This window comes from Flavobacterium sp. ARAG 55.4, from assembly GCF_051846875.1.
GTDB lineage: Bacteria > Bacteroidota > Bacteroidia > Flavobacteriales > Flavobacteriaceae > Flavobacterium > Flavobacterium plantiphilum.
This window is the reverse complement of record NZ_JBPYCT010000003.1, coordinates 150,560-177,268: the sequence shown is the minus strand read 5'-3', so window position 1 is coordinate 177,268 and position 26,709 is coordinate 150,560. Positions and strand designations below refer to the sequence as shown.

Here is a 26,709-nt window from a genome sequence, read left to right as displayed (position 1 = left end):
TATGGTATCGTTTTTCGATTAGATAAACATTTATAGGTATAGTTTAATACTTTATTCTATTTAGAATAAATAAAAATAATGCAAATGTAAAAATAAAAACGAGATTTTAGAGTTTGTAAGCTGTTTTTTTAAATAAAAAATCATCCCGAACTGATGTAAGAATCAATCTGAGATGATTTAATTGTAAATAACAGAAATGTTTTTATTCAATAATTATTTTTTTAGTAAAGTCGCCTGCTGTAGTTTCTACTTTTACAATGTATACTCCTAATTTTGCTTTTTTGATGTGAACCTGAATGTTTGACTGGTTTCGGTTTTCCTGAATTTTCCAGTTCTCGATTTCAATTCCTGATTCGTTATAGAGTCTCACTTTTGTAACACTACAGTTTTTAATTTGATTGTTGATATTGATATTGTCTGATTTTTGAATATGGATAATTGTCATTCCAGGATTCATTTCAGGCATATCTATTGGTTCCTCGGGTTCAATTGGTGCGTCTGCGGGATTGTAAAAGCGCAGAGAGAATCGGGTAGTATAACCCGCAACAAGACTGATTTCAAAATTTTGATTTTTGATATTGTGATACGTATTGGTTTCGCTGTCAAAAATATAAATGGCTTGATTGTCATCAAAATTTTCGGTTTCATCAATCATAAATTTCACAATTCCTTCGGCATTTACTTTTACACCAATAGGATAAGAAGCATTTTTATCAAAAGCTCCAACGCCCTGAATAACAAATTGATCTTCATTAATTAAGAAAAACATATCATTAGGAAGATTGTCCATATTGTAAGCATCATAACCAAAATCTATTGCATCAGTAGCTTTTTCGTCTATGAATCCTAATAATATCTGACGGTGATAATCGTTATAAGAAGTAAATCCTAATCGGACTTTTTTATACTTTTCCTCCACCACTTCATCGTTATTGTTATTCTGCCAATGTTGTTTGGTCTGAGCAGTGATTTTATACATCACATTTGAATTAGCAGCGTCATCTTCTTTATGAAAAGCTCTTTGATTATTATTATACGTTATTGTTCCGCCGGAATCCGCTTTTCCGATTAAAAAGAAAGCCTGTCCTACAGGAATAAAACGGTTAGGAATTCCTCTGGATGGTGTTCCTAGTTTACTTATAAAATCTACATTGGCTGATGAAGCAACAACCCCTCCGGTTAAGTTACGTGTGGCGTATCCTCCCTGATAATCTCTCAAAATGTGAGTATTGTTGCTGGCATAATGTTCCCAGTAATAAATAGTTCCGTTAATTGAATTTTCATTATCCTCAATAAAAGTTTTGCTGTCCAGTGAAGAAGGATAGGGGTTTCCGGCCAGTAATAATTGATTCGCACTTACACTATTGGAAGAGATTAATCCATTATTAGGTTTACCAACAAAAGTATAATTTTGAGTATCGGCGGAAGTGCCACTGCCTTTCATAGTATATCCTTGACCGACTCTCACTGACGAGTTTTCGTTCATTTGTACCCAATTAGCATAAGCATTGGCATAATTATCAAATTTATAAAGCCAGTATCTTGCAATACTTATAGGAGTTGTAGGTGAACCATTATATCCTCCTATCCATTGAATGTTTTTCGGAGTGGAAGTTGTTCCGTCTTTCATGACGCTTCCTACCGAATAATTCACATTATTAGCAGTAGTACTGATTGCGCCCACAGGCGAACTCCAATAATTGTAATTAAATAAATTGGATTGCCCTTGCTGATCTCTTTCAATAGAACCAGAACTACTTACCTCTAGGTCACTGTCCATGGTTTGGATTAATTGTGATTTTCCAACTAAATCTATTTTACCATCTAGTTTCAGGTAACTGGAGATTTTAATTTTAGAATCATTGTTGGCACTGATTTTATTGCTGTTTACTACTAATCCTAAAACAGTTTTGTTTCCTGCAGAAGTAATATTGTGTGAAGTGGCTACAATATTCCATTCAATTATTGTTGAATTGTCAATACCTAAACTGTATGGAGGATCCCAAACATCATAATGTGTCCAGCTTGCATCTGTTTCCCACGCACCGTCTGCTCCGGAAGTATACGGAATAGGTGCAGTATCAGGTTCAGGAAGATAAATTCCTTTTAATTTTCCGATATTATTATTTCCGGATTTATCGACTAAATAACCATTGCTAACATCATCAGTATTATTCATTTGATAGTATCCGGATAAGTTGCTCCAGTTTAATCCGCTGATGTTTTTAGGGATAACAGCACCTTTTACATTATTACTTCCGTCATTTTCTATTTCCTGATTCATCATTCTCCGGATTTGATCTGCAGATAAAGGAGTATTCCAAATACGAAGTTCATCAATCCATCCATTAAAATAATTATAAGGGACATCGGTATTTTGGCTCATGGCACCAATAATAAAATCAATATTATTTGCTATGGGATTTGAACCGGAAGTTGTTTCTTCTAATATACCGTCAATGTATAAATTATAATTACTTCCGTCAAAAGTTACTGCAATATGATACCATCTGTCTGTGTCGATACCATGTGTGGCAGTAATGGAATTGTTGTTCCAATGGAAAGAAATAACATTATTAATAATCCTTAAATCATAACCATCATTAGCTGTAGGACTAAGATGTTTGGATAAAATAGTTTGATTATTTCCGTTGGTAACATTTGATTTTATCCAAGCCTCAATACTAAAATTACCATTGTTTAAGTTAAATTTATTTTTAAAGTTGATATTATCATCCACTCCGTCAAAATTTACTACGTTACAAAGTTCAAAGGTAACCAGAACGTCATCAGTTGTTCCGCAACTAGTAGTCCATCTTAAAGTATATGTACCCATGTTAGGGCTATAGAAAGTTGAGGTTGGACTTGTATTATCAGAGAAAATTTCTCCGTTCCCCGAAGGACCGTTAACGATAGACCATGTACCGCTAGCTCCTGAGGAAGCATTTAATGTTACTATTTCACCACCACAATAAGTAAGCTGATCCGGACCGGCTAAACCGGATAAACAAGAACTGGCGTCAATAGCTACTTTAATAGAACCGTCGATAGGCTGCTGGCAGGTAGTATTGTCATAACCCTTGAAAAAATAGTTTGTAAACGCTGTTCCGGAAGTTGCCCCTGCACCCGTTATAGTACCGGTTTCTAATGAAACTTCAGGCGCACAACCTGCATTTAATATAATGGCACAGTCTGTGGTAACATTGAGGTCAAAACTTAAATCGGCATAAATGTATTCCGGGTGATTTGCGGTAATAGGCAAAGTTCCTAAATCCCAAATAATCGCATTTGTAACCGGATCATAATGAGGTTCCTCTGCAGTACTGAAACCATGATATGTATTAAAGGTTATGTTTGTACCGGTATCGAAAATTGCTGTGGCAGGAATTGGTATAGAAACAATAGTATTATTAGTCGCTTCAGTTCCTTCGTTGGTAATCTTAAGCGAATAATTAATTGCCTGTCCCGGTAATGCATTTAATACAGCAGGGTTGGTGACATTGTTTATAGAATTAACACTAATTAAACCTTGGGTGTCTGGTACATATGAGTCCACCGACATAGCAAAGCCAAAGATGGAGAATTTGTCTAAATTTGAGCCGTATTTAAAATTAGTTGAAGTTTGGCCGTTAGCAATATTTATATTTCCGGTATTGGGGATATTAAACATACACAAATCGATTCCCGTATTGTTTTGCAAACTGGGGTTTCTGGTGTTTCCACCTGTTAGGATAGTCGAGTTGTAGAAATTATTAGTTGTGTTTCCGGAATGTGATAAATCTATATAAGTAGTAGTGTTTTTCTGCTGTACTTTTAAATAGTCTCCAGTTTTATTTACATCCCCTTCACTTACCATTACACCTAGTTTCATATTAACTTGTCCGGCATTTACAGCAACAAACCCTGAAATAGGAATATCACCTACAAAAGAACCATTTTCATTTGCATACCCATCAAAAAGAGTTACTGCGCGGCTATTCATTAGAGGGTTTTCGTAAATAACAACCATTCCCCAGCCACCGGAAAATCCTGGGGTTGGCCCGATACCTTCTTTTAGTGCAATATCTGCCACAGTATAAGTTCCTAAACCATTAGTTTTTACATAGTCGGTTATTTCTTTGTAGCCAACATAAATTCCATCGTCAGCAGAACCTGGATACCAAATATCTGATGCATTAGCAGTTATCGTTGTGTATGTGGAAGCTAAAGGTCCTTTGAGAGAAACTACTTTTTTATCGTAATTTTTTGAAGTTGAATATGAAATATTTGCATAACTGCTTGATTGATATTGAGACTCACTTCTATTTTTTGAAGTATCTCTCGTTAGACTATTTAAAGTAAAAGATGTTCCAAATGCAGGATTAGAAGTAAAAGGAGTGTTGAAAGTTGCTTTTCCGGAATTATAAGTAACATTAATTGATGGTTGAGTGATACCATCTAAAGTTAGTGTAACTGTAGAGGTACCTGATGAAGCTGTATTATTAAAACTAAAAATATATACATGGCCATTACCAGTAAATGTATAAATTGGATAATAAGAATTACTACTTGAGCCACCTCTAGATGTAGTCATAGTGTAATTTGTATTGAGTACAGTACTACTATGATAGATGTCTTTGTTTCTAACAGAAAATATGTCTGCATCGTCGGATTTACCAGTCCAGTAAAGTCCGGCAAATAGAATTGTGGAGCAGCTTGGGTTTGCACCATTTTCAGTTGAAAGTTGTAAATTGGCCGAAGAAGAGTTCCAGGTATTTGAATCACCATCAATATCTACATAAACCATTTCCTGGTCATTATCAGTATTGTTACCATAGTTTTTAAGAGTTAGGTTAGTGTTTCCTAACATCGTAAAATCACCTTTGATGTTATAAATTACTTTTGATGGTGTAGCTGATGAAGTTCTTTGTGTAAAAGTCTTTCTAACCTGTGCATGATTTACAATAGATAGTAAGAAAAAAAGGATTGTAAGCGGTAAGTATAGAAGGTAACTTTGTTTTTTTCTTAGGTAAAGTTTTTCCATAGTTTGAATTTAATATTAACTATTTTGTTTATAGTGTTTTAAAGACAATCCAGAAAGGGAAATTGATTCATAGATTTTGGGGGTCTTTTGGTTTGTAAAAATATTTATTTTTTTATTTATAATCGATTAAAAGCTTAAAAATATCGATTAAGTGCGTATTTTTATTTAAAAAGAAAGAAAAAGATTTCTTTTTGTTTGTTTGAATCCATTTTGTAAAAGCTTGATTTTAAGCTTAAAAGTTTCGGAATGCTTTTTTTTGATTTTTTTAGGTAAAAAGTATTTTTAAATTTTTGCGGAAGAGCTAATATAGAGGTATTTGGAAAAGCAGTGTTAAAAAAAAAGAATGTAATTAATAAGAGTAACTGTTATTTTTTTGTGAAGTCATGTAATTCTTTCTCTTTAGCATCTAAAAAGTGTTTCTTCTATTTTGTATTTTCTCTCAATTCGTTCTTAAATTGATTAATTTATTACGTATAAAAGAAAGTGTTTTGGAAACAAAATCCCAATAAAAAACCCTTAAACAATTGATGTTTAAGGGTTTGTTTTTGTAGCGAAGACGGGAGTTGAACCCGTGACCTCAGGGTTATGAATCCTGCGCTCTAACCAACTGAGCTACCTCGCCAAATGTTCAGGTTTGTACTGTTCCTGATTGCGGGTGCAAAGATAGAAATAAAATTAAAAGTTGCAAGTATAAAATGAAGAAAAAAAATATTTTTAAAAACGTTTTTTTTTAGACATTATATTCTATATATTCGAAAAAAAAATAAATCTGCCTCTATGGATGTTAAAGTACGTTACGAAATTGAGTTTCCTATAAATTCTTCGCCACAATTATTATATCAATATATTTCTACTCCTTCTGGTTTATCTGAATGGTTTGCTGATGATGTGAACTCAAGAGGAGAATTTTTTACTTTTATCTGGAATGATTCGGAAGAAAAAGCAAGATTAGCATCTAAAAAATCAGGGGAAAAAGTGAAATTTAAATGGGTGGATACAGCAGGAAAAGATACAGAGTATTTTTTTGAATTGCATATTCTTGTTGATGAATTAACTAAGGATGTGTCATTGATGGTAATTGATTTTGCTGAAGAAGAGGAACTCGAAGAAGCTTCGCAGTTATGGGAAAACCAAATTTCTGATTTGAAACATCTCTTAGGTTCTGTATAGCTAAATTCTATTTTATGACTTATATTTGCCCTGAACTAAATTCAGGGCTTTTTTTATGATTAATTTTAATGGAACTTTAGCAACGCAAGATTCAAATACAATAACACAAAATCGCGGATTTTTATATGGAGATGCCGTTTTTGAAACCGTTAAAATTGTAAATGGGAAGGTGTTGTATTTAGAAGATCATTATTTTAGATTAATGGCTTCCATGCGTGTGGTAAGAATGGAGATTCCAATGAATTTTACCATGGAATACCTGGAAGAACAATTCGTTTCTCTGACTAATCAATTAGCTATATCTGCTTCGGCAAGAGCCCGTATTACAGTTTTCAGACACGATGGCGGCTACTATTTGCCTGTTGATAATACTGTAAGTTTTCTGATTCACGCAACAGCATTAGAAGTTGTCAAATATTCTTTTGAAGAAAAAGAGTATGAAGTGGATTTGTTTAAAGATTTTTATATCACAAAACAATTACTTTCTTCAATTAAGACCACTAATAGGATATTAAATGTAGCGGCAAGTATTTTTGCCAGTGAAAATGATTTGGATAATTGTTTGTTGTTAAACGATAGTAAAAATGTGGTTGAAGCTATTCAGGGAAATATTTTTATGTTGGTAGGAAGCAAATTGATTACACCTCCGGTTTCTGAAGGATGTCTCAATGGCGTGATGCGAAAACAGATTTTAAAATTGGCTAAAACGATAGAGGAAATTGAAGTGGTGGAGGAAGTTATTTCGCCATTTGAACTTCAAAAAGCCGATGAATTATTTGTTACCAATGTGATAAAAGGAATTCAGCCTATAACAAAATATAGAAAAAAGAATTTTAAAGTAAATGTTTCAAAGCAGTTGATTTCAAAATTAAATGAAATCATTACTGTTGCTTAATTCAAATATGGATTCTCCGGAGCATTGGACCAAATAAGATAATCGCCTCCTAATTCCATGATTTGTTCTTTCCAGAAATGGGTAGATGATTTTCCAATAATTTTGTTTTTATAATTATTAGAAGTGATAATCCATGAATTGGCATCCATTTCTGATTGTAACTGGCTTTCTGACCATCCTGTGTATCCCAGAAAAAAACGAATATTGTTTTTATTTATTTTTCCTGTATTGATAAGCGCTTTAGTGGATTCAAAATCACCACCCCAGTAAATCCCGTTTGAAATTTCAATACTATTGGGGATTAAATCGGGTACATTATGTATAAAATAAAGATTATCCTGTTCAACGGGACCCCCATTGTAAATTTTTAAACGGGAATCGATATCAGGAATCAAATCGTTTATAGTATATTTTAATGGTTTATTGATAATGAAACCTACTGATCCGTCTTTGTCATGATCAGCCAATAAAATCACAGATCTATTGAATGACAAATCTCCAATTATAGAAGGTTCAGCAATTAGCAATTGTCCTTTTATTAATGTTTCTGAAATCATGATTGTTCTAGTTTTTATTAAATTTAAGAAAAAAAAATAAAAAACACCAAACATATTCGTTAAAAAGCATAAAAAAACCCTCAAATGAGGGTTTTTTATATGGATAAGATTTGTAACTAATTATTAGTTTACAGCTCCTTCTAATTCAGCTCCAGCTTTAAATTTTACAACGTTTTTAGCTGCGATTTGAATTGTTTTACCAGTTTGAGGATTTCTTCCGTCTCTAGCTGCTCTTGGAGAAACTGACCAAGATCCAAAACCTACTAAAGATACTTTTCCACCTTTTTTCAAAGTACCACCTACATTTCCTAAAAATGATTCTAAAGCTAATTTAGCAGCAGCTTTAGTAATTCCTGCGTCAGCAGCGATAGCATCGATTAATTCTGATTTGTTCATAATAAAAGTTATTAATTGTTGGTTAAAAATAAAATTGTTATACACAAATTTAACAGTAAATACAGACCTCACAAGTGTTTTTAAGGATTTTACGGTATTTTGTTGATAACTTGTTTTTTTTGTTCATAACCTTGTTGTTTTTGAATTGTTTTTGCAGTTTATTGCCCGTTTTTATTGGCTTAAGATGCTTTTGCTTCTTCCGAAAAAGTAATTCCGTTGAGTAGTTCGGATGTCGTCATCTTCTTTTTGCCTGGAAATTGTAAACTTAATAATTGAATAAAACCGTCTTTTACCGCAATTTTTAATTCTTTTTTGGAGCTGATTATTTTTCCCGGATTATAATCATGATTTTCATAAATTATTTCGGATTCGTATATTTTTACATTCCATTCCTGATTTTTATCTGAAAAAATACACCAGGAAGCTGGATAAGGACTCAGACCTCTAATGAGGTTATGAATTGTTAGTGCGGGTTTTGTCCAGTCTATTTTGCAATTTTCTTTGTTGAGTTTGTAAGCCGTTTTTATATTAGAATCATCGGTTTGTATAGTGGTACTAACTGATCCGTTTTGAATTAATTCTAATGTTTTAATTACGGTATCGCTTCCCAGGTTCATTAAACGGTCATGAAGCTGTCCTGCATTTTCATTGGAATCAATTGCAGTTTCTTTGCTTAGAATCATTGCGCCGGTATCTATTTTATCATCAATAAAAAAAGTGGTAACCCCTGTATTAGTTTCTCCGTTGATAATCGCCCAGTTAATAGGTGCAGCACCGCGATAATTAGGCAGTAGGGAAGCGTGAAGGTTAAATGTGCCTAAAGCCGGCATTTCCCAGACTACTTTTGGCAGCATTCTAAAGGCAACTACTATTTGTAAATTGGCATTAAGCGCTTTTAATTCTGCCAGAAAAGATTCGTCTTTTAGGTTTACAGGTTGTAGTAAATGTAAATTATGGGCTAAAGCATATTCTTTTACGGCAGAGTATTTTATTTTTTGTCCGCGGCCTGCAGGTTTATCTGCTGCGGTGATCACTCCCGCAATTTCGAAGTTATTTTTTAAAATAGTATCCAGGATTCCCACTGCAAAGTCAGGTGTTCCCATGAAAACGATTCGTAATTTTTCCATTATTTTATGCTGTATTTGTTATTAGTCAGAATTTGAATAGTGTTGTTTTCTAATAATTCCTGAATTGCAAAGATAACATCGTCAGAGGGATTATTTAACTTAATCTGAATTTCTCTTGAACTTAAATCGGCTGTTTTTAATAATACTAAGATTTGATCTGATAATGGAATTTTACTGTCTGTACTTGTTTTTTGACTGATACAATAAGAGCATATTCCGCAATTACTGCTTTTTTCTTCTCCAAAATAGCTTAAGATTAATTTGCTTTTGCAAATAGCATTTTCCCTTGTATAATTTAAAACTGACTCCAGTTGCTCTTTTTTGAGTTGGTTTTGATATTTTAAATATTTTGCTACCCGGTTTATTGTTCTTTCGTCTTCTCGAATTTCATTAAAAATTAATGTAGTGTCATTGTTTTTAGAATGATAATCAATAATTCCTTTTTCTTTTAATTTTTCTAAAACGGTTTGTACTTCCATTTCAGTGTGTTTAGACTTCCGGGCAATTAACGGCAGATTGAAATTAGTCTGAATGTCATAAATTCCCGGATAGCTTCTTATGATAGTTAAGATGATTTCTTCGTCCTGGGGATTCAAACTTGTATATCGTATAACTTCTTTGGAGGGAATGACAAATTGCAGACTTATTTTTTCTGAAAATTCCTGTGACAGACTAATGATTCCCTGCCGGTCTAAAAATTGAATAGCGTTGTATGTTTTTAAAACAGGAAATTTATAGCGTACACAAAACCGATTTAAATTAAAAGAATATTGTTCATTAATACCTTCGCCATAGGCAATTTGGAAATAATTGCAAATTTTGATAAAAACCTCCAACAGAAACTTTTTATCAGGAAGAATGTATATAAACTGATTCTCGGCCTGAACAATATCCGAAGGACTGGTAAGTAAAACAGCAAATGCTTTTTCGCCGTTTCTTCCCGCCCGGCCAGCTTCCTGATAATAATTTTCAATATTTTCAGGCAGTTGAATATGGATTACCGTTTTTACATTGGCTTTGTCAATTCCCATCCCAAAAGCATTTGTAGCAATCATAACCTGAACATCTTCTTCCATCCACAGCTTCATGTTTTTTTCTTTTTCTTTGGTCGAAAGTCCGCCATGATAATAAGTTGCTTTAAATCCAAGTGAATTCAGTTGGGCGGCAGTGTCTAAACAAGCTTTTCGGTTTCGTACATATATTATGGAAGGTTGTGGATTTTTGCTTAGAATTTGTTGTATTCTAAACAGTTTGTCCTCAATTTCAAAAACCATATAAGCAATGTTTTTTCTTTCGAAAGATTTTTCAAAACAGTGTGGATTTAGTAATCCTAATTCGGTGATAATATCATTTTTTACTCTGGATGTTGCTGTGGCGGTTAAAGCCAGAAAAGGGACTTTGGGGAAATATGTTTTTAAATTAGATATTTTTAGATAAGCAGGACGAAAATCATGTCCCCATTGCGAAACACAATGCGCTTCATCAATAGCAATCAGATTGATTGGAAGGGTTTTTATCCGGTCTAAAATCCAATCCGATTGTAAGCGTTCGGGTGATAAATAAAGAAATTTATAATTGCCAAACTGACAATTATCCAGTAAATCAATTAATTCGTCTGATTTTATGCCTCCCGTGAGTGCAAGGGCTTTGATATTGCGTTTTTGTAAGTTGGCAACCTGATCTTTCATTAAAGCAACAAGAGGGGAAATTACTAAACAGATTCCTTTTTGCATCAGCGCCGGAATTTGGAAACATACTGATTTTCCGCCACCGGTGGGCATGAGTGCAAATGTATCCTGACCGTTTAAAACAGCTTTAATGATCTCTTCCTGCGGTTCTCTGAAATGATCGTGATTCCAGTATTTTTTTAGAATTTGTAAAGCTTCAGACATGCAATTGAGGAAAAGTTAATTCGGTTTTTTGTACAACGAATGATTTTGTGAAATGAATTTTAAATTCGAAAAAAAAAGCTGTATTTACAACAAACTTACTCAAACTAATTTAGATTTTAAAAAATGTGGCGAATCAAAATATGATTTTGCTAAATTTCATATTCCAGAATTCTTATTTTAGAATTGAAACCGTATATTTGCTTTTATTTTTAAAGACAAAATGGATAAGAAAACCGAAGAATTTTTCGATAGATTAAAAGGCGAATTAGAAAAAAGCAATACCTGGCCGGCGATATATTTGTTTAAATTTATTGTTCCTACTGATAATGATAAAATTAAACAGGTAGAACTTGCTTTTGATGGTTTAGGTGCGGTTATAAAAACAACCCAGTCTAAAACCGGTAAATTTACCAGTGTTTCCGTTGACGTTCAGATGGAAAATCCTCAGGCAATTATTGATAAGTATATCGAAGTCTCTACTATCGAAGGAATTATTTCGTTATAATTTAAAAAAAGCAATTCAGACAAAGTGTTTTTGTTAAAGCTTCCAAAAAAACAAATATGAATCAGAAATATATAAAAGAAAATGCGAATGATGTAGTTCATCATTTAGAATATAATGCCGAAAGATCGCATTTGATTATTCCTGAATACGGACGTCATTTACAAAAACTAATAGATCAGGCAACTGAAATAGAAGATGCCGAAACAAGAAATAAAGCTGCAAAATATATCATTCAGGTTATGGGAACCTTAAATCCCCATTTGCGTGATGTGCCTGATTTTCAGCATAAATTATGGGATCAGCTTTTTATCATGTCCGATTTTAAATTAGATGTAGACTCTCCGTATCCTATCCCTTCGCGTGAAGTCCTGCAATTAAAACCGGATGTTTTAAAATATCCTCAAAATTTCCCCAAGTACCGCTATTACGGAAACAACATCAAATATATGATTGATGTTGCCAACAAATGGGAAGAGGGAGAAATGAAAAGCGCATTGGTAAAAGTAATTGCTAATCATATGAAAAAATCCTACTTAAGCTGGAACAAGGATACAGTAAAGGACGATGTGATTTTTGAACACTTATATGAGCTTTCAGGCGGAAAATTAAATCTGTTGCAAAGTTCAGAAGAGCTTATCAATACAAGTGATTTGTTGCGTACCAATAAAAGAATGTCCAACAAGATTTCTGCTCCGGGACAACCTAAAATTCAAAGTAATAAAAACATGAAAGGAACAAAGTCCAAGCAGTTTTCTAAAAATAACAATACTAAAAACAATCAAAAAAATCAATAAAGTTGCTAAATGGCTAATTTTTGAGCAATTGATGTTTTAAAATCAAAAAAGCTTAGAACCTTATAATTTTAGTGACTTAGAATCTTAAAATAATAATATGGGAATTTTTAAAATTGAAGGAGGAATCCGTTTAAAAGGAGAAATTACTCCGCAAGGAGCTAAAAATGAAGCTTTACAGATTTTATGTGCTGTACTTTTAACTGCTGAAAAAGTTACAATTAACAATATTCCCGATATTATAGATATCAATAAACTGATTACACTTTTAGGAAATCTGGGTGTTAAAATTGAAAAATTAGCACACGGTTCTTATACTTTTCAATCAGATGAAGTAAATACAGGATATCTTGAAACTGAAGCTTTCAAAAAAGAAGGTGGTGCTTTAAGAGGTTCTATCATGATTGTTGGTCCACTTTTGGCCCGTTTTGGTAAAGGATATATTCCAAAACCGGGAGGAGATAAAATAGGCAGAAGAAGATTAGATACACATTTTGAAGGTTTTATAAATCTGGGGGCTAAATTTCGTTACAACAGAGAAGACCATTTTTATGGAGTGGAATCTCCGGAAGGCGGTTTACAAGGAACTGATATGTTGCTTGATGAAGCTTCAGTAACAGGAACTGCTAATATTGTTATGGCTGCCGTTTTAGCAAAAGGAACGACTACAATTTACAATGCTGCCTGCGAACCTTATTTGCAACAGCTTTGCAAAATGTTAAATTCTATGGGAGCTAAGATTACAGGTGTAGGTTCTAATTTATTAACTATTGAAGGAGTAGAACGTTTAGGTGGTTGTGAGCATCGCATTCTTCCGGATATGATTGAAATAGGTTCCTGGATTGGTCTTGCTGCAATGACCAGAAGTGAGCTTACTATAAAAAATGTAAGCTGGGATAATTTAGGGCTGATTCCAAATACTTTCAGAAAATTAGGAATCACTTTAGAACGTCGTGGCGATGATATTTATATCCCTACACACGAAAACGGATATGAAGTAAAAACAGATATTGACGGCTCTATTTTAACTATTGCCGATGCACCCTGGCCAGGATTTACACCGGATTTATTAAGTATTGTTTTAGTGGTGGCTACTCAGGCAAAAGGAGATGTGCTGATTCATCAGAAAATGTTTGAAAGCCGTCTGTTTTTCGTAGACAAACTAATCGATATGGGAGCAAAAATCATGTTATGTGATCCGCATAGAGCGGTGGTAATAGGACATGATTTTAAATCAACTCTTAAAGCAACAACGATGTCTTCTCCAGATATTCGTGCAGGAATCTCTTTACTTATTGCTGCGCTTTCTGCAAAAGGAACAAGTACAATACAGAATATCGAGCAAATTGACCGCGGTTATGAGCGTATAGATGAGCGATTAAGAGCTATTGGAGCTAAAATTGTTCGTGTTGAATAAATACCACTAAATGAGTAAAGCACAGCAAGCCATAAAAGCCACTTACTTTAGCATTATAGGAAATACCTGCTTAGCCATTATTAAAGGTTTAGCAGGTTTTTTTGGCAATTCTTATGCCTTGATTGCTGACGCAATTGAATCTACAACCGATATTTTTGCTTCTCTTTTAGTTTTATTTGGTATCAAATATTCCAATAGGCCTGCTGATGAAAACCACCCTTACGGTCACGGTAGAGCCGAACCTTTAATTACTTTTCTGGTAGTTGGTTTTTTAATTACTTCTGCAACAGTTATAGCTTATGAAAGTATTAAGAATATACAGACCCCTCATGATCTGCCTAAATCATGGACACTTATTGTACTGGGAGCAATAATCATCTGGAAAGAGTATTCTTTTCAACTGGTAATGAAACGGAGTATAGAAACCAATAGTTCTTCTTTAAAAGCCGATGCGTGGCACCACAGGAGTGATGCAATAACTTCAGTTGCAGCTTTCATAGGAATTACAATTGCTTTGGTTCTTGGTAAAGGTTATGAATCGGCTGACGACTGGGCGGCTCTTTTTGCATCCTGCTTTATTCTTTATAACAGCTATTTAATATTCAGACCTGCTTTGAGTGAAATTATGGACGAACATCTTTATGATGATTTAATCCGGCATATTAGAGCTGTAGCCGTCAGGGTAGAAGGAATAACAGATACTGAAAAGTGTTTTATACGCAAATCCGGCATGAAATATCATGTGGATTTGCATGCTGTTGTAAATGCAGAAATTACGGTTAAACAGGGACATCAGTTAGCCCATAAACTGAAAGATACATTACGAAAAGAAATTCCTGAATTAGGTCATGTGTTAATTCATATAGAGCCTGATGATGAATGAATTTATTATAAAAAAAACGAGCCGATTATCTTTTAATCGGCTCGTTTTTTTATAATTTTTCCTTGTTAAAGAAAAGATTGTATCGCTAAATCATAGCTTTTTAAGCCAAAACCTAATACAACACCTTTGGCATTTCCGGAAATATAAGACTGATGTCTAAAGCTTTCTCTTGAAAATGTGTTTGAAATATGTACTTCAACAACCGGAGTGGTAATTCCTTTAACAGCGTCACCAATGCCCACAGAAGTATGGGTATAGGCTCCTGCATTCAAAATAATTCCATCATATGAAAAACCAAATTCCTGTATTTTGTCAATGAGTTCTCCTTCAATATTACTTTGGTAATACGTAAATTCAACTGAAGGGAATTTCATTTTTATGTCTTCAAAATACTCTTCAAAAGTTAAACTTCCGTAGATTTCTGGTTCGCGTTTTCCTAACAAGTTGAGATTAGGTCCGTTTATAATGCTAATTTTCATTTTTATCTTTTTGTAAAAATAAAAAAACCGTTTCGTTAAAAAAATAACGAGACGGTTTTTAGTGTGTTTTTTTATTTTTTTTAGAACATAATTCCGGCAGATAATTGAAATGTTGAATTTTTAATATCAGCTTCCTTGGAAACTTCGGTTAAACCAAGACCATATCGTGCCTGAATAAATAAATTTTTTGTGATATTAAGTCCCAGACCACCTGCAACAGCAAATTCAAAAGTTTTTGCATTTTCTACGTCAAAATCATTTCTTTCGCTTAACAGGAAAGAAGCTTGTGGTCCTACTTCTAAGCTCAAACTTTCACTTAGGTAAAATTTAGCTAATACCGGAATAGAAAGGTACCCTAATTCATTTTTAAATTCATCTACAGCATTTTTATACGTGGCTCCTTGTGTAGAATACAAAAGCTCCGGCTGAATAGCAAAACTGTCAAATAATTTAATTTCTGAAACCAGACCGGCATGGTAACTTGTGATTCCTTCTTTACTAACGTCAGGAAAATCATCTCCATATTGATTTGCAAAATTCGCACCACCTTTGATACCAAAACGGATGGATTGAGCCTGTAATGCAGTCGTTATGCTTAACAACATAATTGCGACTAAGATTAATTTTTTCATAAAATGTAATTTAATATTTATAATCGATTTGAGTGTGCAATATATAACTCTATAACTCTTCAGATATTATATAATTCTTAATTAATGTTTCATTTTTTAATTTTTCTTTGTAAACAAAGAAAGTAAAATATTATTAATATTTATGTGTTTTTTAATAAAAACACCATATTTTTAGCGATAAAATAGGTGTATGGTATTGATGCACAAATTATTTAAGTGAACAGTATATTGCTGATGTTTTTAATTTACTATATTTTTAACAATAAATTATGTTGTTTTGTAGAAAATATTTAGTTTTGCACGGAAAATTTAACATATATTAAAAATGAAAAAAATTATTTTGTCTGCTTTGGCAGTATTCGCATTTGGAATCACCAATGCTCAGGAAACTAAATTTGGTTTGAAAGTTGGTGGTAATCTTTCAAGTTTAAGAGCAACTAATTTTGAAGGAGGAGATGATATCACAATTAAGTTTAATGGAAATGTTGGTTTTTTAGCTGGTGGATTTGCAGAAATTAAAGTAGCTAATAAATTTGCGGTTCAACCTGAAGTTTTGTTTTCATATGAAAGTAATACTATGGCTGCGGAAGGAGATGTAGATTTTAATTTGTCGTATATTAATGTACCGGTAATGGCTAAATATTTTGCATCTGAAAAAATTAGTTTGCAAGTAGGGCCACAAATTGGTTTTTTAGTTGGTGCTAAAGCTAAATTTGAAGGAGATTCAGAAGATATTAAAGATGATTTGGAAACGGTTAATTTTGGTTTGAATTTTGGATTAGGATATGAATTAACTGAGAATGTAGCAGTTGATTTTAGATATAATATTGGTTTAACAGGTATTACTAAGGAAGATTTCTTAGGAGAAGATTCTAAATTAAAGACTTCTGGTTTTTCTTTAGCTGTTGGATACAAATTCTAAACAAATTTTTAGAATATATTATTATAAAGACCGTTCGAAAGAATGGTCTTTTTTTTGCCTTATGTTTTTCTTGTTAAAATGTTGTTAATAGTATTGTTGATAAGTTTTTAGTAGGATTTAGTTTTGGTTTTTGATGTTTTGTTAATTTTAATCTGATAAATTACTAATTTAACAATTGTAAACTATGAAAAAAATCATTTTAACAGCAGCGGCTGTATTTGCTTTTGGATTTGCAAATGCGCAAAGTGGAGCTTTCAAATTAGGAGCTCATGTAGGATTACCTACTGGAGACATTAAAGATGGTAGTTCTGTAAATCTAGGAGCAGATTTGGCTTATACCTGGAGTGTAGCTGAAGGTTTAGATGCTGGTATAACTACTGGTTATACTTCTTATTTAGGTAAAGATGGTGTGGATGCAGTTGGTTTTATCCCTGTAGCAGCTACTGCGCAATTTACTTTAACGAATAACTGGTTCTTAGGAGTAGATTTAGGGTATGGAATAGGTGTAAATCCTGACGGAGTTGATAGCGGATTTTTGTACCAGCCTAAATTTGGTTACCAAATGGGTAATACGGGATTATATGTTGCCTATAAAGGAATTGCTCTTGATGGTGTAACTGCTTCTTCTGTCAATTTAGGAGTTAACTTTAAATTGTAAACAAGAAACTGTCTAATCAAAACCTCTTCTGAAAAGAAGGGGTTTTTTTATGCTTATAAATGTTGTTAATTTGTAATATGAACTGGGATTTTTATATTAAAAGTTTTCAATCTTATCTTAAAATAGAAAGAGGCTTATCAAAGAATACAATTACAAACTATTCTTTTGATATGGAACGATTGTGTCTGTTTCTTTCAGATAATAAAATAGAAGTTTCTCCTTTAAAAATCAACGAAGAAACAATTCAGCAGTTCATTTATACGATTTCCGGTCAGGTGAATGCCCGTTCTCAGGCTCGAATTATTTCGGGATTAAAAAGCTTTTTTAGTTATTTGATTTTTGAAGATTATAGAAAAGATAATCCAATGGAATTGATTGAGTCACCTAAAACAATGCGTAAGTTACCGGATACCTTAGCGGTTGAGGAAATTGATGCGTTAATAGCAGCAATTGATTTGAGTACTAATGAAGGGGAACGTAACAAAGCAATGTTAGAAACTTTGTATAGCTGTGGACTTCGGGTCTCAGAATTAGTTGCTCTTAAAATTTCCGATTTGTTTTTTGACGAAGGCTTTATCAAAGTAACAGGAAAGGGAAATAAAGATAGGTTTGTACCCATTGCTAATCAGACACAAAAATACATTCTCATTTATAAAGATAATGTAAGGACTGAGGTTCCTGTTAAAAAAGAGTTTACGGATACGTTATTTTTAAATCGAAGAGGAGGGCAGCTAACCCGGGCTATGGTTTTTACTATTATAAAAAATCTGGCGTCTGAAATTGGTCTGAAAAAGAAAATAAGTCCGCATACTTTCAGGCATTCTTTTGCTACACATTTGCTGGAAAATGGTGCCGATTTACGCTCTATTCAGTTGATGCTTGGGCATGAATCTATAACGACAACTGAAATCTATTTACACTTGGACAGAACCTTTTTAACCGAAGTAATTAATAATTTTCATCCAAGGAAAACGAAGTAAATTCTAAAATGGATTGTAAAAAAAAAAACCAAATCCCATCATCATAGTTGGAATTTGGAATTTTTAATATTTAGAATTTTGAGTAATTATTTAGCAATATTTACAGCTCTGGTTTCTCTGATTACAGTCACTTTTACCTGACCTGGGTATGTCATTTCTGTTTGGATTTTTTGAGAGATTTCAAAAGACAGAGTAGCGGCATTGTCATCAGAAACTTTTTCACTTTCTACAATCACACGTAATTCTCTACCTGCCTGGATAGCATAAGCATTTTTAACACCGTTAAATCCATAAGCTACTTCTTCCAAATCTTTTAGACGTTGGATGTAAGAATCTAAAACCTGTCTTCTGGCTCCCGGTCTTGCTCCTGAAATAGCATCACACACCTGAATAATCGGAGATAATAAAGATTTCATTTCAATCTCGTCGTGGTGCGCACCAATGGCATTACAAACTTCTTCTTTTTCGCCATATTTCTCAGCCCATTGCATTCCTAATAAGGCGTGAGGTAGATCACTTTCAGTATCCGGTACTTTTCCAATATCGTGTAATAAACCGGCTCTTTTAGCCAGTTTGACATTCAATCCTAATTCGGCAGCCATCAATCCACAAAGTTTTGAAACTTCACGAGAGTGTTGTAATAAGTTTTGACCATAAGAAGAACGGTATTTCATACGCCCAACCACTTTGATTAACTCCGGGTGTAAGCCGTGAATTCCTAAGTCGATAACCGTACGCTTACCTACTTCGATGATTTCGTCATCAATTTGTTTGGCTGTTTTAGCAACTACTTCTTCAATACGTGCCGGGTGAATACGTCCGTCAGTTACTAATTTATGTAATGATAAACGGGCAATTTCTCTGCGAACCGGATCGAAACAGGAAAGAATAATCGCTTCAGGTGTATCGTCAACAATGATTTCAACCCCGGTAGCGGCTTCAAGAGCTCTGATGTTTCTTCCTTCACGACCGATGATTCTTCCTTTAACATCATCAGATTCAATGTTGAATACAGAAACGCAATTTTCAACTGCTTCCTCTGTTCCAACACGTTGAATGGTGTTGATAATAATTTTCTTCGCTTCCTGCTGTGCAGTAAGTTTAGCCTCTTCAATAGTGTCCTGAATATGAGACATAGCTTTGCTTTTAGCTTCAGCTTTTAAGCCTTCTACTAATTGTTCTTTTGCTTCTTCGGCAGAAAGTCCTGAAATGACTTCAAGCTGTTGTAACTGGCTTTTATGTAGTCTGTCTACTTCGGCTTGTTTTTTGTCTAAAACTTCAATTTTTGCCTCAAATTCGGCAGTTTTTTTCTCGAAATCGTCGTTTATTTTTTTAGCTTTCGATAATTCATTAGAAATTTGAGATTCTTTATCTCTGGTTCTTTTTTCAACTTCGGCTACTTTTTTGTCACGAGCCAAAATCACTTGTTCGTGTTCCGATTTTAATTCGATAAATTTTTCTTTTGCCTGAAGAATTTTGTCTTTCTTTATGTTTTCAGCCTCGAGATTGGCGTCTTTTAAGATAGAAGCAGCTTCTTTTTTAGCGTTTTTGATAAGGTTAGAAATGTTGCTTTTTTCTATGATTTTAGCGATGGTAAAACCTACTGCAATACCTATAATTCCCGAAATAATAATCGTTAATATGTCCATGTTTGTTTAAAAATTTATATATAAAAAAAGCCTACATTAGTTGTTTGTATAAACTCGTAAAGACAAGTTTTGAGCTAACTCGCTGTTCAAGCTTCCAAACTGAATTGGCTTGCTATAGTAACGATGATTCGCTCATTCTAAATTGTTAGTGTTGAGTTTACCAAATTGTGAACTAATGTAGGCAGTATCTTAGTTGTTAAAGAACGTATTTTTTAGAGATTTTCGTCTAAAAGTGCATTAATTTTCTGAATTCTGTCAATGGTTTCGTCTCCATTAATAGCATTGTCAATCTGTTTTTGCTCTACCTGCGATGCAAATTGCAAAGCACACATAGCTAAAACGTCCTGTTTGTCGCGAACAGCATAATTTTCTTCAAATTGCTTTATCATTGTATCAATTTTTTTAGAAGCACTTCTGAGTCCTTCTTCTTGACTGGGATCTACTGTTAGCGGATAAACCCGGTCTGCAATTGATATTTTAATTTTAAGCTTTTCGTCCATTGTTTATACTAATCTGATAACTGTGCGATACAGTAATCAATTTCCCGAATTAATGAATTTATTTTAAGCTTCGTATCTCTTTTGTTTTCGTCACTGCCTAATAATGAATTGGCAATTTTAAGTGTTTCATACTGTGCTTTTAAGGCTTCAATTTCCTGTGATTGCGATTGTATGACCTGAGCAGCTTTATTTAATTCGATAGTTAAATCCTGATTATTTTTTTCTAATTTTTTTAATTTTAGAATAAGTTTTTCAACTTTATTTTCAAGAGTATCAATTATTTCTGCAATTACACTCATAATTAATCCTGTTCATTACTTAATATTACAAATTTAGTATTAGTTTTTATTATTACAATATTTTATCGCTTTTTTTATTAAATAATAATCAAAATGTTGTATTGTAAATGGTTACAAAAAAACTTTTTTTGTAAAGTATTCCTAATTACTTTTTTTATCTTAGCAAAAACGACATATATGAGATTATTTATCTTCTTTCTATTGATTTCTAGGGCAGTGATAGCTCAGAATACATATCCCAGAGATTATTTTCAGGCTCCATTAGACATTCCGATACAATTATCAGGGAATTTTGGAGAATTAAGATCGAATCATTTTCATGCGGGTTTTGATTTCAGAACTTTGCAAAAAGAAGGTTTAGAAGTACATGCTGCTGCGGATGGGTATGTTTCGCGTATTAAAATTTCACCATTTGGTAACGGGAAAGCTATTTACATCAATCATCCTAATGGTTTTACCACTGTTTATTGTCATTTACAGACTGCTACCGGTGCAATTGCGGATTATATAAAAAAAGCACAATATAAGGAACAGTCCTTTGAGGTGGAAATGTTTCCGAAAGCTAATGAGTTAGTGGTTAAAAAAGGACAACTTATTGCTCTTTCCGGAAATAGCGGTTCGTCAGGAGGTCCTCATTTGCATTTTGAATTTAGAGATACCAAAACAGAAAAAATTATTAATCCAATGTTCTTTGGTCTTGATAAAAAAATTAATGACACTAAAAAACCTATAATTTCGGCGCTTTATGTCTATCCTTTAGACGGAGCAACAGTTAATAAATCCAAGCGTCCACTACTGCTGAATGTGAATTTGCAAAAAGACGGAACTTATTTAGCGAGTAAAGTGCTATCTAATGGGAAAATTGGATTTGGAATCACTGCTGATGATTATAATAATAATTCATCTAATAGAAACGGAGTATACAAAGTGCAATCTTATCTTAATGGGAAAGCGGTTTTTGGGTATCAATTTGATACTTATTCGTTTGATGAAATGCGCTATATTAATGCTTTAATTGATTATTCACGTTATAAAAAATCGTATCAAAGAGTTCAGAAACTGTTTATGAATACTCCTTTTAATTTAAGTATTATTAAAACCGATGCGGATAATGGAATTGTAAAAGTATCTCCTAATATTAATTTAGTGTATCGCATTGAGGTAGCTGATTTTTTTGGAAATACTACTATTATAAATATTCCGATTGGTTTTGATTCTTCCAGTCCTGTAGTGGAACAGGAAGCAAATAATTCTAATTATTTTGTAAAAGCTAAAACAGATAATATTTTTTCTAAAAACAACATGACAGTTACTTTTCCTGCAGGAACTTTTTATGATGATTTTGCAATGGATTTTGCAGTAAACGGAAACGTTTTGACTCTTCATGATGATTCGGTTCCGGTACACTCCAGTTTTGAAATTGCTATAGAAAGTGATCAGTATTCAGCTGATCAGAAAAATAAAGTATATATCGCTGATTTGAGTTCAAACGGCAGATTAGGGTATAATTCAACTACCGTAAAAGGAAATGTTTATAGTGCTAAAGTACGTTCTTTAGGAAAATACACTTTAGGAATAGATACTACGCCACCAGTAATAAGTATTGCCAGATCAATTGAAGGTCGCTGGTTAAGTAATGAGAAAACTATTCAGCTTTCTATAAGTGATTCAGGTTCGGGAATAAAATCTTATAATGGTTATTTAAACGGAACTTGGATTTTATTTGAGTACGATTATAAAACCAGAAAAATTACCCATTATTTTGATGATACACTTGTGGCAGAAGGCGCTAATGATTTAAAAGTGATTGTAACGGATCAAGTGGGAAATTCAACAACTTTTGAGTCTCATTTTTTTAGAAGTCAAAAATAATACTGCGATACTTTGAATAGCAATAAATTAAGTGGTGTTTTTATTCTGTTTTGGATTAGTTTTTCCTCTTTTGCACAGCTGGTAAAAGTGAAGGGGACAATAGTTGATACTGAAAACCGACCTGTGAATAATGTGAATATTTCGTTTTCGGGGCATACAACCCAGTCCGGTATAAAAGGAAATTATGTGATTAAAGTTCCTGTAAATAAAAAAATAAATTTATTATTTAGCCATGTAACCTATAAAAAAACGAGCATTTCCCTGCTGTTAAAAAGTGCTTCAGATTACGAATTGAACTTAATAATGAAAGAAAATGAGGAGCAAATAGGGGAGATTGTGGTATCAAAAGACAAAAAAAGTCAGATAGATGGAATTGTAACTATTCCCGGAACTTTAATAAAGAAAATTCCAGGAGCTAATCCCGGAGTTGAAAATGTGTTGAAAACACTGGCAGGAGTAAATTCTAATAATGAACTGAGTACACAATATTCGGTAAGAGGAGGGAACTATGATGAAAATTTAGTGTATGTCAATGAAATTGAAATTTATCGTCCTTTTTTAATTCGTTCCGGACAACAGGAAGGTTTGAGTTTTACCAATACTGATCTGGTACAGAATATTACTTTTTCTGCAGGTGGATTTCAGGCTGGATATGGTGATAAATTGTCTTCAGTTTTAGATATTACGTATAGAAAACCAACACGATTTGCCGCCACTTTAGAGGCAAGTTTACTTGGAGGAAACCTCGCTGTTGATGCCGTTTCAAAGAATAAAAAATGGAGTTCAGTTACCGGTTTTCGCTATAGAAACAACAGTCTTTTAGTCAATAGTCAGGATACAGAAACAAATTACACGCCTTCTTTTATTGATGTTCAGACAAATATAAATTACAAAGCGTCAGATAAATGGCAATGGAATTTTTTAGGGAATATTTCGCAAAATAAATACGATTATCAGCCTTTACTACGGAGAACCAGATTTGGTACTATTGATAAGCCGATGATGCTTACAGTGTATTATGAAGGACAGGAAAGAGATAAATACAATACTTATTTTGGTGCTTTAAAAAGTACTTATCAGTTTTCTGATAAATTAAAATTCAAGTTCATTACTTCTGTTTTTCATACTTTAGAACAAGAATATTTTGATATTCTGGCACAATATCGATTAGAAGACAATGAAACTACTATTGGAGGGGATACTTATGAAGGTGTTTCTTATATAAATGGCATTGGTACTCAGTTGAATCATGCAAGAAACGACCTCGATGCTTTAATTATTAATACTGAAATCAAGGGTTTATATAACTGGAAAGACAATAATTTAGAATTTGGACTTAAATATACGCGGGAATCTATCAGGGATAGAATAGCAGAATGGGAAGTAATCGATTCGGCAGGATTTTCAATTAATCCGCCCATTCTGGACTTTTCCAGAGAAGACCAGCCAGATACTTCTTTTACCGGACCATTGGCACCTTATCAAAGTGTTTTTGCTACTAACTATAATACGATTAATAGGTTTTCTGCTTATTTGCAGTGGAATGCAAAATCGAATTTAGAAAAGGCTCAGCTTTGGTATACAGCCGGAATAAGAATGCAAAATTGGAGTGTTTCCGGAACGAATTCTTCGGGAAATTCTCAAACTGTTTTTAGTCCCAGAGCACAGTTAGCAGTAAAACCGGATTGGGAGAAAGATATGACTTTTAGAATTTCGGGAGGGTATTATTATCAGCCTCCTTTTTACAGGGAATTAAGAGATGCTTCCGGAGCAGTTCAGGATAATGTAAAAGCACAACAATCGGTTCAGGTAGTTATAGGAAATGAATATAATTTTAAAATGTGGCAACGCCCGTTTAAGTTGGTTTCTGAATTGTATTATAAAGCGCTAACTGATGTTAATACTTATACGATAGAGAATGTCAGAATCCGTTATGCTGCGACAAATGACGCTAAAGCTTATGCGCAAGGATTAGATTTAAGATTGAATGGCGAATTTGTTCCCGGAACAGAATCCTGGTTTAGTTTTGGGTATCTTAAAACAGAAGAAAATAGTGCTGACAGAGGTTATATTGCCAGACCTACCGATCAGCGATTGAAATTTGGTGTCCTGTTTCAGGATTATATGCCTGCTATTCCGGGGATGAAATTGTATTTAAATTTAGTTTACAATACCGGTTTGCCCGGAGGATCTCCTTCTTATGCAGATGCATACAATTATCAAAACAGGTTAAATGATTATCGCAGAGTTGATATTGGTTTTTCTAAGGTGTTAATTGATGCAAATTCGAAAAAAATAAAAAAGAGCTGGCTAGGGAGTTTTAAAGAGCTGGCCATAGGTTTAGAAATATTTAATTTGTTTAATAATCAAAATGCGATTACAAATACATGGGTAAGGGATGTGTATTCTAAAAATGAATATGCTGTTCCTAATTATATGACTACAAGAATATTTAATGTGAAACTGAATGCTAAATTGTAATAAATAGTTGCTTTTGGAAGTTTTTATTTCATTAAATTAAGTCATAAATTAAGTTTAAAAAACCTAAACCGTTTTTAAAAATCATTACATTTGAAAATATTTAAATATCACATTCGTATGAAAACAGTGTCTATAGCCATAATGAATATTGCCGTTTTGCTTTTAGTAAGTTGTAAAAAAGAAGTAGAAAAACCAAAAGTGATATATAATACGACTAATGATAAGTCTGTTGCTAAAGTAGATTCAAGTCAGATTTCGATTGCTGATTTGCCTATTCAGATGGAAGGCACGCAGTATTTAATTCATCCTGTAGGGGATTTAAGAGTTTATGAGCGAGGAACTAAAGCCAGATATGGTTCTTCGAGTGTAATAGATTTAAGTTTTACGATTTCTAACTTAGGAGATGATGAAGTAACAGGCTATTTACAAAATTTAAAATTTCAGAAAACAGATTCAGACTCAATACATACTCTGACCGATAAGCCTGCTTTGATTTTAACTGCTACTTATTTAAAAGCTATTGCTGATAAGACTAAAAAACAAATCCTGGTTTATACTATGTATGATCTGGATACCAACAGAGATGGTAAATTAGATACCAGTGATATCAAAGCATTGTATCTGAGTGATATCAGCGGTGAACATTTTACAAAAATTTCAGCTAATTTTGAAGAATTAATTGACTGGAGTTTAATAGAATCAACTAATCGTTTGTATTACAGAACTGTTGAGGATACTAATAAAAATGGTCAGTTTGATAAAAATGATGTGGTACATTACAACTACATTAACCTTTTAGATGCAAACTGGGAAGCCAGAAGTTATGATCCTATATAAGGATATCGCTTTCCAGATCTGATTTTTCAATTGTAAAATCAAAACCTAATTCTTTCACTAATTGAATTACAAGATTCTTATACCAGTTTTCTGATTTGGGATGAATGTAGATTTTTTCAATTAATTGGCTGATGTCAATATTTATTTTTAATCCGTCATTTAGCGTCGTGTTGCTGTCGGTAACATCACTTATAATTCGTACTTCGCGCTCATATTGAAAACTTTTTCTTTTAAACAAAAAAGGGAAAAACAAGTCGTCAAATGGAATGTATTCTTTTTTATAATCAATATAATTTACTTCGCCTATATACTGCTTAAAGTTGTTTTCAGGGTTAAGCGCTTTTTGTAATCGCCCGATAGTAGACTGAATAGCGAGTCCTTCACTGTTTTGAGTAAATATTTGCCACATAGCAAACGATTCGTATTCATTGATGTGCCAGCTGCTGATGGCTACTTTTTCCCGGTGTATTTTATAGTTGTTTATAAAATCAGGATTGTCAATGGCTAATTTCTTGATTTCTTCATAAGTAGGCTCGCTAAAAGTACCTTCATACTGATCTTCAAATTTGTCTGATCGCGACATAAACAACTTTTTAGAAATTAGTAAATCTAAAAATTTTGACAAATCTAAATATTTCCAAACCACAGTATTTGTATCTTCCGGAAGTTTGATATTTAGGTTGTTGTGATACATTTTATAAACTTATGTTTTAGTGCTGTAAAAGTTGTTATTTGTTTTAGAAC

Annotated in this window: 23 protein-coding genes and 1 tRNA gene; 12 read left to right on the top strand and 12 right to left on the bottom strand. The window is 33.2% G+C overall.

The features are described from left to right. Window positions 1-202: 202 nt before the first annotated feature. Together ACSV4D_RS04760 and ACSV4D_RS04755 are read right to left on the bottom strand one after the other, a co-directional pair. Window positions 203-5,023 (bottom strand): LamG-like jellyroll fold domain-containing protein, encoded by a 4,821-nt coding sequence (locus ACSV4D_RS04760; protein WP_439227337.1) that lies wholly within the window; start codon window positions 5,021-5,023, stop codon window positions 203-205. A gap of 548 nt (window positions 5,024-5,571) precedes the next feature. Further along, window positions 5,572-5,645: transfer RNA gene (locus ACSV4D_RS04755), tRNA-Met, on the bottom strand. 155 nt (window positions 5,646-5,800) lie between these two features. On the opposite strand from ACSV4D_RS04755, the gene ACSV4D_RS04750 reads away from it, so the two are divergent. Next, window positions 5,801-6,193 carry an START-like domain-containing protein gene (locus ACSV4D_RS04750; RefSeq protein ID WP_408081389.1) on the top strand — a complete coding sequence of 131 codons (393 nt, stop codon included), beginning with the start codon at window positions 5,801-5,803 and terminating at the stop codon, window positions 6,191-6,193. Between the two features lie 55 nt (window positions 6,194-6,248). Next, the gene (locus ACSV4D_RS04745) at window positions 6,249-7,088 is read left to right on the top strand and encodes an aminotransferase class IV (RefSeq protein ID WP_439227336.1); all 840 of its coding nucleotides are present in this window, start codon (window positions 6,249-6,251) and stop codon (window positions 7,086-7,088) included. Here the strand turns inward: ACSV4D_RS04745 and ACSV4D_RS04740 are convergent. From ACSV4D_RS04740 to ACSV4D_RS04725, 4 genes are all read right to left on the bottom strand, one after another. Next, window positions 7,085-7,645, bottom strand: coding sequence for a YqgE/AlgH family protein (locus ACSV4D_RS04740; protein ID WP_408081391.1), 561 nt, complete (start codon window positions 7,643-7,645; stop codon window positions 7,085-7,087). The two genes, ACSV4D_RS04745 and ACSV4D_RS04740, sit on opposite strands and share 4 nt — an antisense overlap. A gap of 123 nt (window positions 7,646-7,768) precedes the next feature. Then, on the bottom strand, window positions 7,769-8,041 hold the full coding sequence (locus tag ACSV4D_RS04735; RefSeq protein ID WP_071183513.1) for an HU family DNA-binding protein: 273 nt from the start codon (window positions 8,039-8,041) through the stop codon (window positions 7,769-7,771). A 179-nt stretch (window positions 8,042-8,220) separates the two neighbouring features. Then, complete coding sequence (gene fmt, locus ACSV4D_RS04730; protein ID WP_439227335.1) at window positions 8,221-9,168, bottom strand: methionyl-tRNA formyltransferase; 948 nt, start codon at window positions 9,166-9,168, stop codon at window positions 8,221-8,223. Beyond that, window positions 9,168-11,060, bottom strand: a complete 1,893-nt coding sequence (locus ACSV4D_RS04725; RefSeq protein ID WP_439227334.1) for a RecQ family ATP-dependent DNA helicase — start codon at window positions 11,058-11,060, stop codon at window positions 9,168-9,170. The genes fmt and ACSV4D_RS04725 overlap by 1 nt, the downstream gene beginning before the upstream one ends. A 220-nt stretch (window positions 11,061-11,280) precedes the next feature. Between ACSV4D_RS04725 and ACSV4D_RS04720 the strand changes: the two genes are divergently transcribed. From ACSV4D_RS04720 to ACSV4D_RS04705, 4 genes are all read left to right on the top strand, one after another. Further along, window positions 11,281-11,565, top strand: coding sequence for a DUF493 family protein (locus tag ACSV4D_RS04720; RefSeq protein WP_408081394.1), 285 nt, complete (start codon window positions 11,281-11,283; stop codon window positions 11,563-11,565). 56 nt (window positions 11,566-11,621) lie between these two features. Continuing rightward, window positions 11,622-12,359, top strand: a complete 738-nt coding sequence (locus ACSV4D_RS04715; protein ID WP_439227333.1) for a DUF4290 domain-containing protein — start codon at window positions 11,622-11,624, stop codon at window positions 12,357-12,359. Window positions 12,360-12,456: 97 nt separating this feature from the next. Then, complete coding sequence (gene murA, locus ACSV4D_RS04710; protein ID WP_439227332.1) at window positions 12,457-13,773, top strand: UDP-N-acetylglucosamine 1-carboxyvinyltransferase; 1,317 nt, start codon at window positions 12,457-12,459, stop codon at window positions 13,771-13,773. Window positions 13,774-13,783: 10 nt separating this feature from the next. Next, window positions 13,784-14,656 (top strand): cation diffusion facilitator family transporter, encoded by an 873-nt coding sequence (locus ACSV4D_RS04705; protein ID WP_439227331.1) that lies wholly within the window; start codon window positions 13,784-13,786, stop codon window positions 14,654-14,656. 65 nt (window positions 14,657-14,721) lie between these two features. Here the strand turns inward: ACSV4D_RS04705 and ACSV4D_RS04700 are convergent, their stop codons facing one another. Next, window positions 14,722-15,135 (bottom strand): type II 3-dehydroquinate dehydratase, encoded by a 414-nt coding sequence (locus tag ACSV4D_RS04700; protein ID WP_408081398.1) that lies wholly within the window; start codon window positions 15,133-15,135, stop codon window positions 14,722-14,724. 80 nt (window positions 15,136-15,215) lie between these two features. Continuing rightward, window positions 15,216-15,767 (bottom strand): porin family protein, encoded by a 552-nt coding sequence (locus ACSV4D_RS04695; protein ID WP_439227329.1) that lies wholly within the window; start codon window positions 15,765-15,767, stop codon window positions 15,216-15,218. A 325-nt stretch (window positions 15,768-16,092) separates the two neighbouring features. Here ACSV4D_RS04695 and ACSV4D_RS04690 point away from each other — a divergent pair, with 325 nt between their 5' ends. From ACSV4D_RS04690 to xerD, 3 genes are all read left to right on the top strand, one after another. Beyond that, window positions 16,093-16,689: a porin family protein gene (locus ACSV4D_RS04690; RefSeq protein ID WP_439227328.1), complete on the top strand. Its 597-nt coding sequence runs from the start codon at window positions 16,093-16,095 to the stop codon at window positions 16,687-16,689. A 184-nt stretch (window positions 16,690-16,873) separates the two neighbouring features. Continuing rightward, on the top strand, window positions 16,874-17,347 hold the full coding sequence (locus ACSV4D_RS04685) for a hypothetical protein (protein WP_439227327.1): 474 nt from the start codon (window positions 16,874-16,876) through the stop codon (window positions 17,345-17,347). Between the two features lie 77 nt (window positions 17,348-17,424). Next, window positions 17,425-18,327: a site-specific tyrosine recombinase XerD gene (xerD, locus tag ACSV4D_RS04680; RefSeq protein WP_439227326.1), complete on the top strand. Its 903-nt coding sequence runs from the start codon at window positions 17,425-17,427 to the stop codon at window positions 18,325-18,327. An 86-nt stretch (window positions 18,328-18,413) separates the two neighbouring features. On the opposite strand, the gene rny is transcribed toward xerD, so the two are convergent. From rny to ACSV4D_RS04665, 3 genes are all read right to left on the bottom strand, one after another. Continuing rightward, complete coding sequence (gene rny / locus ACSV4D_RS04675) at window positions 18,414-19,976, bottom strand: ribonuclease Y (protein WP_408081403.1); 1,563 nt, start codon at window positions 19,974-19,976, stop codon at window positions 18,414-18,416. 212 nt (window positions 19,977-20,188) lie between these two features. Then, a complete protein-coding gene (locus ACSV4D_RS04670) occupies window positions 20,189-20,476 on the bottom strand; it encodes a cell division protein ZapA (RefSeq protein WP_035660797.1) in 288 nt (95 codons plus the stop codon). 8 nt (window positions 20,477-20,484) lie between these two features. Then, window positions 20,485-20,775: a hypothetical protein gene (locus tag ACSV4D_RS04665; protein ID WP_408081404.1), complete on the bottom strand. Its 291-nt coding sequence runs from the start codon at window positions 20,773-20,775 to the stop codon at window positions 20,485-20,487. A gap of 177 nt (window positions 20,776-20,952) precedes the next feature. Here ACSV4D_RS04665 and ACSV4D_RS04660 point away from each other — a divergent pair, with 177 nt between their 5' ends. The 3 genes from ACSV4D_RS04660 (at window position 20,953) to ACSV4D_RS04650 (ending at window position 25,965) form a co-directional block, all read left to right on the top strand. Beyond that, window positions 20,953-22,647: a M23 family metallopeptidase gene (locus tag ACSV4D_RS04660; RefSeq protein WP_439227325.1), complete on the top strand. Its 1,695-nt coding sequence runs from the start codon at window positions 20,953-20,955 to the stop codon at window positions 22,645-22,647. Window positions 22,648-22,659: 12 nt separating this feature from the next. Continuing rightward, window positions 22,660-25,128, top strand: coding sequence for a TonB-dependent receptor (locus ACSV4D_RS04655; RefSeq protein WP_439227324.1), 2,469 nt, complete (start codon window positions 22,660-22,662; stop codon window positions 25,126-25,128). 117 nt (window positions 25,129-25,245) lie between these two features. Next, window positions 25,246-25,965: a hypothetical protein gene (locus ACSV4D_RS04650; RefSeq protein WP_439227479.1), complete on the top strand. Its 720-nt coding sequence runs from the start codon at window positions 25,246-25,248 to the stop codon at window positions 25,963-25,965. On the opposite strand, the gene ACSV4D_RS04645 is transcribed toward ACSV4D_RS04650, so the two are convergent. Then, window positions 25,958-26,659 carry a DUF2971 domain-containing protein gene (locus ACSV4D_RS04645; protein ID WP_408081408.1) on the bottom strand — a complete coding sequence of 234 codons (702 nt, stop codon included), beginning with the start codon at window positions 26,657-26,659 and terminating at the stop codon, window positions 25,958-25,960. The genes ACSV4D_RS04650 and ACSV4D_RS04645 overlap by 8 nt on opposite strands. Window positions 26,660-26,709: the final 50 nt, after the last annotated feature.